This window comes from Luteolibacter sp. Populi, assembly GCF_040801775.1.
GTDB lineage: Bacteria > Verrucomicrobiota > Verrucomicrobiia > Verrucomicrobiales > Akkermansiaceae > Haloferula.
The window spans coordinates 3,990,563-4,004,304 of the sequence record NZ_CP161812.1 but is presented as its reverse complement, the minus strand read 5'-3'; the positions used below and the strand labels follow the sequence as shown (position 1 = coordinate 4,004,304).

The 13,742-nt window shown below is 65.8% G+C and carries 10 protein-coding genes; 5 read left to right on the top strand and 5 right to left on the bottom strand.

The window, feature by feature from the left end:
• Positions 1 to 162 precede the first annotated feature (162 nt).
• Complete coding sequence (locus tag ABWK72_RS16370) at positions 163 to 1,584, bottom strand: IS4 family transposase (protein ID WP_367870643.1); 1,422 nt, start codon at positions 1,582 to 1,584, stop codon at positions 163 to 165.
• 271 nt (positions 1,585 to 1,855) lie between these two features.
• On the opposite strand from ABWK72_RS16370, the gene ABWK72_RS16365 reads away from it, so the two are divergent.
• The gene (locus ABWK72_RS16365) at positions 1,856 to 2,362 is read left to right on the top strand and encodes a pyridoxamine 5'-phosphate oxidase family protein (protein WP_367870642.1); all 507 of its coding nucleotides are present in this window, start codon (positions 1,856 to 1,858) and stop codon (positions 2,360 to 2,362) included.
• 194 nt (positions 2,363 to 2,556) lie between these two features.
• On the top strand, positions 2,557 to 4,023 hold the full coding sequence (locus ABWK72_RS16360; protein WP_367870641.1) for an IS4 family transposase: 1,467 nt from the start codon (positions 2,557 to 2,559) through the stop codon (positions 4,021 to 4,023).
• Between the two features lie 233 nt (positions 4,024 to 4,256).
• Here the strand turns inward: ABWK72_RS16360 and ABWK72_RS16355 are convergent, their stop codons facing one another.
• Genes ABWK72_RS16355 through ABWK72_RS16345 form a run of 3 tightly spaced genes read right to left on the bottom strand, consistent with a single transcriptional unit; the run spans position 4,257 to position 6,545 of the window.
• On the bottom strand, positions 4,257 to 5,072 hold the full coding sequence (locus ABWK72_RS16355; protein ID WP_367870640.1) for a DUF1980 domain-containing protein: 816 nt from the start codon (positions 5,070 to 5,072) through the stop codon (positions 4,257 to 4,259).
• On the bottom strand, positions 5,069 to 6,094 hold the full coding sequence (locus tag ABWK72_RS16350) for a permease (RefSeq protein ID WP_367870639.1): 1,026 nt from the start codon (positions 6,092 to 6,094) through the stop codon (positions 5,069 to 5,071). The genes ABWK72_RS16355 and ABWK72_RS16350 overlap by 4 nt, the downstream gene beginning before the upstream one ends.
• A gap of 31 nt (positions 6,095 to 6,125) precedes the next feature.
• Complete coding sequence (locus ABWK72_RS16345) at positions 6,126 to 6,545, bottom strand: thiol-disulfide oxidoreductase DCC family protein (protein WP_367870638.1); 420 nt, start codon at positions 6,543 to 6,545, stop codon at positions 6,126 to 6,128.
• A gap of 81 nt (positions 6,546 to 6,626) precedes the next feature.
• On the opposite strand from ABWK72_RS16345, the gene ABWK72_RS16340 reads away from it, so the two are divergent.
• Entirely contained in the window at positions 6,627 to 7,496 is an 870-nt protein-coding gene (locus ABWK72_RS16340) for a LysR family transcriptional regulator (RefSeq protein WP_367870637.1), read from the top strand.
• A gap of 110 nt (positions 7,497 to 7,606) precedes the next feature.
• Here ABWK72_RS16340 and ABWK72_RS16335 read toward each other — a convergent pair whose 3' ends face one another.
• Positions 7,607 to 8,521: an FAD:protein FMN transferase gene (locus ABWK72_RS16335; RefSeq protein WP_367870636.1), complete on the bottom strand. Its 915-nt coding sequence runs from the start codon at positions 8,519 to 8,521 to the stop codon at positions 7,607 to 7,609.
• Positions 8,522 to 8,605: 84 nt separating this feature from the next.
• On the opposite strand from ABWK72_RS16335, the gene ABWK72_RS16330 reads away from it, so the two are divergent.
• Positions 8,606 to 12,643, top strand: a complete 4,038-nt coding sequence (locus ABWK72_RS16330) for a CotH kinase family protein (RefSeq protein ID WP_367870635.1) — start codon at positions 8,606 to 8,608, stop codon at positions 12,641 to 12,643.
• Positions 12,640 to 13,614, top strand: coding sequence for a lamin tail domain-containing protein (locus ABWK72_RS16325; RefSeq protein WP_367870634.1), 975 nt, complete (start codon positions 12,640 to 12,642; stop codon positions 13,612 to 13,614). Before ABWK72_RS16330 ends, ABWK72_RS16325 begins: the two co-directional genes overlap by 4 nt.
• Positions 13,615 to 13,742: the final 128 nt, after the last annotated feature.

Genomic DNA, 13,742 nt, shown 5'->3' with positions numbered 1-13,742 from the left:
CCCTGACCTTTATACACAAGTCCGCGCGGCCGTCGCTCGTCACGGCGGCGAGTGGATCACTGCTTGCCAGCACGAGGCCTCCGCTTCCGGCGTGGCACGCGTCATCCGGGCACGCGCGGGCGGGCGGTGCGGCTGAGCCGCCCGCCTTCCTCCGGGGCCCTTTCACTCGTCGTGAAAGGCGCGCCACGCGCACGCGAAGTCCCTCACCCGAGCCAGCCCCTGCCACAGGGATTGTGCACCGGGCGGCCCGTCGCCCTTGCGCCCGAGGTGGCCGCCGAGCTTGCCGACGATGCGGATGAACTCGGCAAGCGACGGCTCGCCCGCCGCCTTGTCGCGTTTGGCCACGGCGCACGCCGATCGCCACTCGGCTTCCTCGAACACGCTGCCGCAGGGCAAGTCGGGGACCACGCGCCCGAGATGAGTCAGGTAAAGGATCCGCCACGCGACCACCAGATGGATCGCCAGCGCGTTGCACAGCGCCTGCCCGCTCTTGAGCTGGATGCGTTCCACCCGGCAGCCGGTCTTGAGGACCCTATGGAAGACCTCGATGTCCCAGCGCCGCCGGTAAAGCCCGATGATCTCCAGCGCTTCTTCAAGGGTCGCCACCGGCTTGCTGGTCAACAGCAGCCAGCGCACCGGATCTTCCCCGTCCGGCGGATCGCGTTCTTCCGCCAGCACCGCCCAGAAGGAGACCCGCGGCAGCTTGACGCCCTTGCGGTAGGGCGGGCGCGGGGTGACTTCCATCACCCGCACTTCCTGGCATACCGTGCGCGCGCTGCGCTGCGAGGGCACCCGGTTGCCCTTGACCTTTTTGGTGCCCTTCCAGGCCGGCACTTCAAAGGAATGGGTGCCGAGCAGCGGTGCCGCGGCGAGCGCCGCGAAGAGCTTCGCCGGGTTATCATGCAGCGTGCCTGTCAGGGCGCGGTCCTGGTTGGCGCGGATGATCCACCCGGCGCAGGGGCCGCCCCGCTCCACGGCAGCGTGCCATGCGGCATAGAGTTCGAAGATATCGCCCTCGCGGTCGCCCACCGAGATCACCTCGCAGTCCGGCAGCAGCACGGCCACTTCATTGGTCTTTTCATAGCCTTCGACCCAGCGCCGGCTTTCCTTGTCACTACCCGGCCGCCGCTTGTGCGGGACCTTGGCATCGCCAAAGGTGGCGGGATCGCGGATGATCATCGCCGCATCGAGGGTGCCAAGCGGCAGGCCCTCGCCCGAGACCGCGTAAAGCGCGTGCAGGTAGAGACCCTTGCGGTTCTTGTCGTTGAGCGGGCCCAGACCGGTGGTGGCCGTCATGTGCGTGAAATCCAGCTCGGTGGTGTCCTGCGACACCACCACGCGGCGGTGCGCCGCGCAGCGGGCGATGGTGGCCTCGCGGTGCGGGGCCAGCACGGCCGCGGCGGTGACGTCGGGACAATTGAGCAGGCGGTAGGCCGCCGTCATCTCGCCACTGCCGCCGGTGGCGGCGGCAATGCTTTTGGAAGGAAAGGCGGCGAGCGCCGCGGCGACTTTGGGCAAGCGCCGGTCGCGCCGCGTATCCTTCAGATCCGCGTTGCCGAACTCGCCTGTAATGTCGTCAGCCACGCCAAAAATCCAACAGCGCGTGCATTGTGCAGGGCTTCAAACACTCGTACAGATTTATTTCCCGCAAACTGCACCGGCGGATTTCATGCCGGAGCGCGGACTTGTGTATAAAGGTCAGGGCATCGCCCGGGGTAGGGTGTCGTACGGGTTACGTCCCCTGAAGGGGGACCGGGAGGCCGGTCTTGCCAACTCGTGCCGTTAAATAGGCCTCCTTGCGGGCTAGGGAAACTTTCCTTTGACTGCCATTCCCTCCGGGCGAGCGTGTTAGGCCATGGGAACCACTCAAAATCTTGTCGCCAGTGAGGCCGTCGAAAAAATGCGCGAACTCGTCGGGGACTCCCCGACCTGCATGCTCGCCACCAACATCGCCGGGGTTCCGCCGCACCTCTGCCCGATGCAGGTCCAGGACGTCGATGACGAAGGCTGCCTCTGGTTCTTCAGCGGTGCCGACAGCGCCCACAATTCCCACGTCCAGGCCGACCCGCGCGTCCAGCTCATCTTCTCCAACAACAGCAAGCACGAGTACCTCGCCGTCTACGGCACCGCCGAGATCACCAACGATATCGACAAGGTCGACGAACTCTGGAGCAGCATGGTCAAAACCTGGTTCCCGCAGGGCAAGGACGACCCGAATCTCACCCTCATCCGAGTCTGTCCCGAGAAAGTCCACTACTGGGACGTCAAGGACGGCAAGCTCGTCGCCATGGCCAAGATCCTCCTCGGCGCCGTCACCGGCCACCCCCAGGACATTGGCATCGAAGGCGACCTCAAGCCCTGAACGGTCCCTCAAAGCCCGCCCCCAAGGGTACGTAGTCCCACCTTCAGGCGGACTCGCCGGTAGGCGCAGCGGTAGAGGTCTCGCGGCACCGCCGCCTTGGACTGCGGAGACTTGTCCTGCCCGTTACCCACAACTTTTCGAGGTCGTACTTAAATCGCGCTGGTACTAAACGACTGTTTACATCAGCTTCGCGGATGGACCTCGATTCTTCCGACCTCAATCCTCCCGACCCGCAAGCCGCCCTCTCCTGGGCTGGAACCGAATTTGCAACCTTGGATTGCGGCGACCCTCGCCGCAGCCGACGCTTTGTGCGTGTGGCCTCCGACTTCGCACGAAATCCCACCGCCCCGGTTCCCGCCGCTTGCGGCGACTGGTCCGGCACCAAGGCCTGCTACCGGCTCTTCGACCAGCCCGAGGTCAACTGCGGGGCGATCCTCGCCGCCCACCGCGCCGCGATGCTGGATCGGCTGCGGGCTGGGGACGAGGGAACCGCGCTGCTGGTCTTGCAGGACACCACCGCGCTCAATTACGACAACCATCGTAGCAAGGAAGGCCTGGGCCCCACCGCCGGCCATGGCAAGGATCGCTCCCCCGGCCTTTTCGTCCACGGCCAGCTCGTGGTCGGCACGGACGGCGCGGTCCACGGCCTCGCCTCGGCCCTTGTCTACGCCCGGCAACCCCGCGGTGCCGGCGAGCCCGCCGGCAAGCGCAACCGCCAGCCCTTGGAAGAAAAGGAAAGCCACCGCTGGGTCGGCGGCTGGCACGAGGCGCAGCGGCTGTGGGAAGACCTCGGCGGCACGCGCGCGGTGCTGTCGGTCGCCGACCGCGAGGCCGACATCTACGAACTGCTCGCCGCCTGCCAGCAAACCCGCGCGCAACGCGGCGGCGGAGCCGGATTGCTGGTGCGCAGCCAGCACGACCGCAAGCTTGAGGACGGCGGCACGCCGTTGTGGCAGACCCCCGCCGCGCTGCCGGTGACGGCCACCCTCGTGGTCGACCTGCCGCGGGGAAAGCAAGGGCTCAAGGCGCGCAAGGCCACCCTCGCGGTGCGGGCCGGGCGGGTCCGTCTGGCGGTGCCCGCCCACAAGAAGAAACACCTCGGGCTGTCGGAAAGCCTGGAACTGTGGGCGCTGGAAGTCCGGGAGATCGACCCGCCGCCGGGCGTGGAGCCGGTGTGCTGGCAGTTGCTGACGACCGAACCCGTCGCGGACGCCGGCGACGCCGCGCGGCTGGTCGGCTGGTATGCCCTGCGCTGGCGGATCGAGGACTTCCACCGCGTGCTCAAGACCGGCTGCCGGGTGGAAAGCCGGCAGGTGCGCGCGGCGGAGAAGCTCAAGGCCTTCATCGCGCTGGACATGGTCGTAGCGGTGCACCTGCTGTCCCTGGTTTGGCAGGCGCGGATCAGCCCGGGGCTCCCCGTGGAAGGCTGGCTGGAGCGCGACGAATGGGAGGTGCTCCCGGTGCACGCGGCGGGCGGCGGGCCGCCGCCGGAACGGCCGCCGGCGACCGGCGAAGCGGTGCGGATGATCGCGAGGCTGGGCGGATTCCTTGGGAGGAAGAGCGACGGGGAACCCGGCCCCGAAGTGCTGTGGCGGGGCCTCGCAAAGCTGCGGACCCTCGCGCAGGCGTGGCGAGTCTTTAAAATGAAAAGTTGTGGGTAACGGGCAGGACTTGTCACCGCCTTCAGCAGGCAGCTCGCTGCCGTGAAGCACCAGATAAGCTCCGATTTCAAATCACGGCACGAAGCGCCCCAAGAAGTAGCGCGGCTCTCCGAGCCGCGACTCCCAGCGCTCCGAACCAACCTCCTCATGGCAATCCGGGAACACGGGTCGAACAAATCGAAACTCCACGTGAGCGTGGGCGCCCTCATCCGCGGCTCTGGAGAGCCACGCTACTAAAACTTCCCCCGCATGAACGCCTCTTCCGGCGGAGCGACCCCTTCCTGCGCATAGTCCACTTCCAGCACCGGGATCGGCCCTTCCCCCTCATCCGGAAACCGCATCGTCCCCGAAAGCATCATCCACGCGCCCTCCTCCACATCCGGCACCTCGTCATTGAACCGCACGATGATCGGGATCGCCTGGCTGTCCGCCGCGCAGCACGTGATAAAAAGCCGATACAGCCGCCTCTGCTTCCCGCCCCCTTCCGGGTCCTTCACCATCCGGCCTTCTGTTTCGACCGCCATCCCGCCGACCAGATCCCGCATCTCCGGATCGCCGTTGCTGAAATACAGCTCCATCAAGCTGAACTCGTGGAAGCCCGCCGAATTCTTCGGGTGCTGCTTCTCGATGATCTCCCGCGTCAGCTTCGGCAGCAGCGAATCCAGCGCCGTGGAACGGCTCTCGGACGGCGAATCGTAAAGCCCCTTCGCCGCCAAGGCGCCGACGGAAAACGCATCCTTCGTATAAGCCACGCTGAATCCCAGCGGCAGCAGCAGGATTGCGAACGCCGCCATCGGATTCAGATCCAGGCTCTCATGGTCATGCGAATCTTCCGGCCCGTGATCGTGCCCGCAGTCAGCCGCTTGGGTCGCCGTCAGCAGGTTGAACAAACCCACCACGATCAAGCCCAGCCCGCCCGCCAGCACCAGCGGATGAAAGTCCTCCGACAGATACTTCGTGATCCGGCTGCTGGCGTGGAAATACACCAGCACCCCGCCCCATGCGGTAAGGGCGAGCGAGGACAAAACGCGCTGCAGCTTCGCATTCACGGGGTCGCAAGGTGGGTGATGATGGACTGCCAGGCAATCGCCCCCACCCAGATGCCGGCGAACAGTCCGATCGCCAGCAAGAAGATGAAGCGCCGCTTGAGCACCGTTTGATAAAGGAAGATCAGCTTCACGTCCAGCATCGGCCCGAAGACCAGGAAAGCTAGCTTCGCGCCGTAGGTGAACTTGTCCAAGGTCGCCGCGATAAAGGCGTCCGAGGTGCTGCACAGGCTCAGCACGAAGGCCAGCACCATCAGCGCCGCCGGGGCCGCTGCATCGTTGGTGGCCAGGGTCCCGAGCCATTTCGCCCCGGGCGCGATGCCCGTGTTAAACAGCGCCGTGATCGCCACCCCGATCGAAAAATACACCCCCACATCCACGAAGTCCCGCATCGCCGAGCGGAAGGCCGCCACCAGCCGGTTCGGCCCATCCTCCTCGTGAGCGTGATGATGATCGTGGTGCTCATGCCCGTGATCATGACCGCAGCAGGCATGCTCGTGATCGTGTGCTTTGGGCGCTTCCTCCTTCTGCAAGCTGTCCACCAGCCGCTGCCGCAGAATCTTCACCATCGGGATCCGCGAGACGATCAAGCCCACCACCACTGCCACCAGGAAGCCCAGCCCGAGCCGCGAGGCGGTCATCACCAGGCTGGTGGAATAGGCCGTCCCGCCGAGCGTCATCTCCAGCCCGCTGAAAGCCTTCCAGGTGCTGAAGGCCGTAATCGGGTTCACGATCGGCGCGGCCAGCATGTAGGTCAGTGCGCAGGACACCGGCAGGCCCTTCTTCACCAGCCGCCGGATCACCGGCACCACCGCGCATTCGCAGACCGGCAGGATGATCCCCAGCAGCCCCGCCACCAGGATCGCCGGCAAAGTCCGCTTCGGCAGCAGCCGGTCCATCATCCCCGGCGGCATGTAGATGTCGATGAAGCCGCTGATCAGCGTCCCCACCAGGATGAAAGGTGCCCCCTCGAACAGGATGCTCAGGAAAGCGAAGGAGAAATCCTGCATTTGGTCGGCCGACACCCCGGCAGGAAAGGTGCCCCCGCCGGACCTGTCAAACCCGCTCGCCGTCGATCAGCCGCTCCCGCAGCGCTTCGGACGGCAGCGCGCAGATCGTATCCCTCTTCCCGAACCACCGGTAGCGGTTCCGCGCGATGTAGCGGTAGAGCCGGTCCCGCCACGACTCCGGGATCATCGTCCCCAGCTTCCCGAGCAGCGTCCAGATCCCGCCCATCCCCTTCAGCGCCACCAGCACCGCCTCGGAGTTCGTGAAAACCCGCTCCCCCTGCTTCATGATCACCGTGCTCAGCCGCTCGGTCCCCGCCCGCGCCTCCATCTCCCTACCCAGCGGCGTTTGCAAGGCCACGAAGCGCAACCGCCGCTGCCCGTCATGCTCCGCCAGAAAACGCACCCCGCGGCTGCACATCAGGCACTCGCCGTCATAGGCCACCGTGATGATTTCCCCCTCCGCCATGCCGCATCCTAGCATGGAGAAGCCCTGACCGCGGCGTGGAATTTTCGTGCCCCCGGCTTCCGGCACGATTGAATGGCCTGCGTGACGCCGAATCTCCACCACCTCGAGCTGTTCTACCATGTCGCGCGCCACGGCGGCATCACCGCCGCCGCCCGCAGCATGCCCTACGGCATCCAGCAGCCGGCGATCAGCGGCCAGATCTCGATCCTGGAGAGCGAGCTGGGGGTCCGGCTCTTCCAGCGCCGGCCCTTCAAGCTCACCCCCGCGGGCCACGACCTCTACGACTTCCTCTCGCCCTTCTTCGTCTCCCTGCCCGATGTCGCGAACCGCATCGCCGGCCGGGCCTCGCGCCGCCTGCGGCTCGCCGCGCCGGCCACCATCATCCGCCGCCACCTGCCGGACGTGCTGGCCGCGATGCGCAAGGAGAAGCCCGACCTCGAGCTGAGCCTGGTCGATACCGACCAGCGTGGCGCCTTCGACCTCCTGGAGCGGGAGGAGGTGGATTTGGCCGTATGTGAGTTGGAGTCGCGTCCGCCATCGGGAATCAAGACTGAGATTCTGATCTCGATGCCCCTCGTCCTTCTACTGCCATCCGGCTACAAGATCGCGCGCTCCGGGATCCACGGCATGGCGGTGGACTTCCCGCTGATCCGCCCGTCCACGGATACCGCGCTGGCCCGGCTCTTCGCCAAGGCCCTCGCCAAGGCCCGGCTCGAATGGTCGCCGCGGATCGAGGTGAACTCCCTCGAACTCGTCCACGCCTACGTCGCCGGTGGTTTCGGGGCCGGTCTCAGCGTGAAGGCGCCCGGCATCGTCTTCCCGAAGGGCACGCAGGTATGGGAGATTCCGGACTGCCCCGAGCTGGTCATCGCCGCTGCCTGGCGTGGCAAGATCGGTCCGCTCGCCGAGCAGGTGCTGGATGGTCTGCGCAAGCGCGCAAAAGCGAGTTAGAGGAATTCCCTAAGGGGGTACCCTTAAGAGGGAATACCTTTGCGTGCCGTTCGGGGCTACGGGTGGCGTGCCGTCCGGGGCACCACGCGTGTGCCGTCCGGGGCTACGGGTTACTTCCGCACCACGACGCGGGTTGCGCCGAACTTCAGGCCGAGGGCCTCGGCCTGATCCGCGCCGACGACGCAGCCGGCGGTGTCGAGGGCATCGGCGATGGTGCCGCTGGGGGCGATGACGCTGACGGCGACTTTCGTGGTCATGCCGAGTCCGGTCCGCGGGTCGATGATGTGGGAGTATCGCTTGCCGCCGATCTCCACGAACTGGTGGAGGTCCCCGGAAGTGGAGACCGCGCAGTTCTCCAGTTCCACGACCTCCTCCGGCTGCTCGGGATCGAAGGTCTGGAGCCCGACGCGCCAGGCCTGCTTGCCCGGCGGCGGATCGCCGAGACGCAGGTCCCCGCCCGCCGCGATGCAGCTCCGCGGGAAGCCGCGCTGCTTCATGATCGCGAACATCCGGTCCGCGGTGAAGCCCTTGGCGATCGCTCCGAGGTCGAGCTGCATGCCGGGCTTCTTGAGCAGGAGCGTCCCCGCCTCGCGGTTCCAGACCGCGTCCTGCCAGCCGCAGGCGGCGCGGGCCTTGGCGAGGACTCCGGAAGGTGGGAGTTGCTTGGTCTTGCGGGTTTCGCGCCAGAGCTTGGTCAACGGGCCGAGGGTGGGATCGAAGGCTCCCTCCGTCTCGCGCGCCTTGGTGAAGGATGCATCTAACAGCTCCGCGAAAAGCGGGGAAACCTTCACCGGCTTGCTTGGCCTCAGCTTCATCAGCTCGCTGTCGGGCAGGTAGTCGGAGGCGACTGCGTTCACCTCCATTCCGGCTTGGAAAGCTTCGCCTGCGGCGGCCTTGGCAGCGGCCTCATCGGTGCCGTAGCAGGTGACGGCGAAGAGCGTGCCCATCAGCGGCCGCTCGTAGTGGAAGCGCTGTTCCTCCGCCTGGGCGGCTGCTAGGAATGCTAGGGCGGCGATCAGTCTCACGCCCGCGATTCTGGCGAACTTTGAGAATTGCAGAAAGTTTAAATGTGAATACAATGTAAGGTTCGCACCCGGCCAAAACCCTTGATGCAATCGTCCCTGCGCTTTCTCGGCTTACCCTTGCTGTTCCTGCTGCCTGCGTCCGGGAATCCTGTGATCACGGAGTTCATGGCCAGCAACCAGTCCGTCGCGAGTGACGAGGACGGCAGTTTTTCGGATTGGATCGAGGTCCACAATCCTGACGCGACGCCGGTTTCGCTCGACCAGTGGTACCTGACCGACAATGCCGCGGTGCCGACGAAGTGGCGCTTTCCAGCGGTGACGCTGGCGCCGGGGGAATTCCGCATCGTCTGGGCGTCCAGCAAGAACCGGCGCGATCCGGGCGCGGCGCTGCACACGAATTTCAGCTTGTCCGCGGACGGCGAGTATCTCGCCTTGGTCCGGCCGGACGAGACGGTGGAGCAGGACTTCGGCAGCGCTTTCCCCGCGCAACGGGACGACGAATCCTACGGCGCGCTTTTCAATCGGACCACCCTGCTCGCCACGGGTGCCTCCACCCGCTACCGCGCGCCGACCAGTGCCAGCGTGCCGCCTGCCAGCTGGATCCAGCCGGGCTACGTGGAAACCGGCTGGGACACGGGAAACTCGGGCATCGGTCACGGCATCACCATTCCCGGAATCACCGTGCGGCATGTCTTCAAGAACGGGACGCTCGGCAGTCTGGCGGAGTCGGACGCGCTGCTCGCCCTGGCTCCGGAAAACTCCGGCATCCTCGCCGAAACCACGGTGACCGTGGACAAGGTCAACTACCTCGGCGAGGGCGCGGAAGGCCGCTTCGCCAACAATGAAGCCCCGCCCGGCGGGTCCGGAGATTACTTCGTGATCAAGGCGACGGGCTGGGTCGAGATCCCGGTGTCCGGCATCTACACCTTCGGCGTGAATTCCGACGACGGGGTGCGGGTCCGGATCGATGGCACCGACCTGGTCGTGGACAACACCAGCCACGGCCCGTTGGATTTCTTCGGCAGCCGCAGCCTCACGGCCGGCCCGCATTCCTTCGAGGTGGTGATGTTCCAGGGGAACGGCGGGAATTGTCTCGAATTCTTCGCCGCCGCGGGCAGCCACACGACCTTCAATGCGAACTTCGATCTGGTCGGCGACACCGCGAATGGCGGTCTCGCCGCGACCACGCTGCCGGAGGGGGCGGGCGGGCTGATCAAGACCAATAGCACGGCCGTCATGAACGGTCGGCCGGGTGCCTACTTTCGCAGCAATTTCACCGCAACGGGTCCGGGAACGGCGACCGCGCTGTCGCTGGTCACGCGCCACAAGGACGGCTTCGCGGCTTGGCTGAACGGCGTGCCGGTGGCCTCGCACAACGCGCCCGCCGTCCTCGCCTTCGATTCGGTGGCGACGGCCTCGCGCGGCAATGAGGAGAGCCTGCTGCCGACGGCTTTCAATCTCACGGCGCAGCTTCCTTCATTGGTGAACGGCGCGAACGTGCTGGCGATCCACGGGCTCAAGAGCAGTGCAGCGGATACGAGCTTCCTGCTGGTGCCGGAGCTTTATGCCGGCTCGCTGATTCCAGGTTCGTCCTTCGCTTTCTATCGCGGCGGCAGCCCCTCACCCGGTTGGATCAATGGTCCGCCGACCTCGCTGGGCAAGGTGCAGGATACCAGCTTCAGCGTCGGTCGCGGTTTTTTCACCGCGCCGGTCAGCGTGGCGCTGACGAGCGCCACGCCGGGTGCCACGATCCGCTACACGACGAATGGCTCCACGCCCTCGGTGACGAATGGCACGACCTACAGCACGCCACTCAACATCGCCGCCACCACGACCCTGCGCACGATCGCGCTGAAAGCAGACTGGGAGAGCGCGGAGGTGAGCACGCAGACCTACCTTTTCCTCAATGACGTGATCACCCAGCCGGCGGCACCGGCGGGCTGGCCAACGAGCAGCGGCACCACGCAGGTGCTGAACTACGGCATGGATCCCCGGATCGTGAACAACGCTAATCCCGAGATCGGCGGACCCGCATCGGTCAAGGAGGCGCTGACCGCGCTGCCTTCGGTCTCGATCGTCACGGACATGCCGAATCTCTTCAACATCGGCGGCTCGCAGGGGATCTACTCGAATCCCGGGGGCCGCGGCGCCCCATGGGAGCGCCCCGCCTCACTGGAGTGGATCAGCCCGCCAAGCGCAGGATTCCCGAACGGCAAGAGCGAGTTCCAGATCAATGCCGGGCTGCGCCTGCGCGGCGGCTTCTCGCGCTCGCCTGCCAATCCGAAGCACTCTTTCCGCCTTTTCTTCCGCGGCGAGTACGGGCCGACGAAGCTGGAGTATCCCTTGTTCGGGCGGAAGGGTGCGCAGGAGTTCGACAAGATCGATTTCCGCACCGCGCAGAACTACTCGTGGTCCTTCGAAGGGGGTGACCAGAACACCTTCCTGCGCGAGGAGTCGTCACGACAGGCGCAACTCGACATGGGCCAGCCCGGCTCGCATGTCCGCTACTTCCACCTTTACCTGAACGGCCATTACTGGGGCCTCTTCGATCTCGACGAGCGTACGGAGGCGGCCTTCGCGGAGACTTACATGGGGGGTGACAAGGAGGAGTGGGACGTGGTCAAGGCCGAGGGAGACGCCGACTACGTGACCGGGACTACCGATGGTAACCTCGTTGCCTGGCAGGATCTCTGGAACAAGGGCAAGATCCACCGGGCGGCACCGACCAACGCCAACTACTTCCGCCTGATGGGCAAGGCCGCGGACGGGGTGACGCCCAACGGCGAGCCGGTGATGTTAGAGGCGGACAATCTCATCGACTACCTGCTGCTGACCTTTTGGAGCGGCAATCAGGACGGCACAACCTCGTCCTACCTGCAGAACTACAAGTCGAACAACTGGTTCGGCAGCCGCCGCCGCGAGAACAACCCGGGCGAGGGCTTCCGCTTCTTCGTCCATGACTTCGAGCACACCTTCTTCAACGTGAACGAGGATCGCACGGGGCCCTACGTCTTCATCGATCACGAGGCAAATTTCGCGCGCTCGAACCCGCTTTTCCTGCATCAGGATCTGATTGCGAATGCCGAGTACAAGATGCAATGGGCGGACCGGATCCAGAAGCACATGTTCAATGGCGGAGCGCTGGATCCTGCCGCGTGGTCCAACCGGGTGAACAAGCTGGCGGCCGACGTGGATGCCTCGATCATCGCCGAGAGCGCGCGCTGGGGTGATGCAAAATCGGTCGAAGTTCCGAAGGACCGCCTGAACTGGATCAACGCGCAGAACGGCCTGCTGGACTACCACCAGCCGCGCGGGCCGATCGTGCTCGGCCAACTCCGCAACGACGGACTCTATCCGAGCTTGGACGCACCGAAGATCACGCCCTTCGGCGGATATCACGCGAGCGGCGTGGAGGCGGTGATCGAGGCACCCGGCGGCGGGACGGTCTATTACATGCCCGACGGTTCCGATCCGCGGCTGGTGGGAGGCAATTTGAAGGCGGGGGCGCAGGTCTACACGCCTGCGGTCACGAGCGATCCGCTGGTTCCCTGGTCCGCCAATGGCTGGCGCTATCTCGCGAACGGCTCCAACCAGGGAACCGCATGGCGCGCCAAGGTCTTCAACGACTCCGGCTGGCCGGTAGGGACGGGGGAACTGGGGTACGGCGATGGCGACGAAGCCACCATCATTCCGATCACCTATGTCAGCGGAGATCAGAAGGCCGCGACCGCCTATTTCCGGCGTACTTTCACGGCCGCCAATGTCGCGGACATCACCTCGCTGGCGGTGACGGTGGAATATGACGACTCTTACGCGGTCTACCTCAACGGCACTTTGATAGCTGGCAACCTTCCGATCAATCCGGCCCACAACCTCTACTATGGTGCGCTGATCGAGGATACGACGACCGGGCCGCTCACGGTGCAGAAAGCGCTGCTGCAGGAGGGTACCAACGTGATCGCCGTGGAGGTCCACCAAGGGAGCGGGACCAGCAGCGACCTCAGCATGAACCTTTCGCTGATCGCGACGCGCTCGGCTTCGACCACGCCGATGTTCCTGAGCGGGGAGGGGAGCGGCCGCTACGGGTCCGGGCCCGGAATGGCAGCATCTGGAGCGCGATGACGGAGGCTACCTTCCTGCTGGATACCGATCCGGCTTCGCCTGCGAACCTGGCGATCTCGGAAATCCACTACCATCCGCTCGACCCCAGCGAGGATGAAGAGGCGGCGGGCTTCAACGAGTCGGACGACTTCGAGTTCGTCGAGCTGCTGAATACCGGGACCCGCCATATCGATCTGACGGGGGTGTATTTCTACGGCGCGATCAATTATGAATTCAACGGTGCGGCGACCGGACGGACCTTGGCACCCGGGGCGCGGGTGCTGGTGGTGGCGAGGCGCGATGCCTTCGAAATGCGCTACGGCCCCGGCAAGCCGGTGGCGGGTGAGTTCTCCGGCCACCTCGACAATGCCGGGGAGGACCTGGTGCTCTACACGCCGGGCGACGCGGAGATCCGCGGGGTGAATTATGGCGAGGCCCCGCCCTGGCCGGTGGCAGCGGATGGCGAGGGCAACTCGCTGGTCCGCCGCCACCCGAACGATCCCGCGGGCGACGACAACGGCGACGGCTGGGCCCCGAGCGCCGATGTCGGCGGCAGCCCCGGGGAAGCGGATGTGCCGTCCGCCGGCAGCTTCGGTGCTTGGGCGGCGGCGAGCTTCACGCCGTTGCAGTCGGGGGATGCCGGGGTCTCCGCCATTTCCGCGGATCCGGACGGGGACGGTCGCGTGAATTTCGAGGAGTTTGCCTTTGCGACCGATCCGATGGTGGCGGACCAGGTGTTCACGGAGTTCGTCTGGCTGGGGGCCGGGCCGGTGAAGACGCCGGCCCTGCGCTTGCGTTGCCCGCAGTTCGCCCAGTCGATCCGTTACGAGTTGCTGGCTTCGGACGAACTGGCCGGTGGATGGGAGGCGGTGGCGACCTTCCCGGAGCTGAGTGACGATCTCGGGGGCGGATTCCAGCTTGCGACGTTCAGTGATGTCGGGCCGGGAACGGGGAAGAGGTTTTTGAGGATGCGGGCGACTTGGGTGCCGTGAGGGGGAGAGGCAAGAGGCAAGAGAGCCGTGGGAGGGAGAGAAGGTGTGGATGCCACGTTCCGGTGGCTTCGTCCGCCTGAAGGCGGGACTCCGTACCACTGATGGCGGGCTTCGTAAGACCGTGCTCC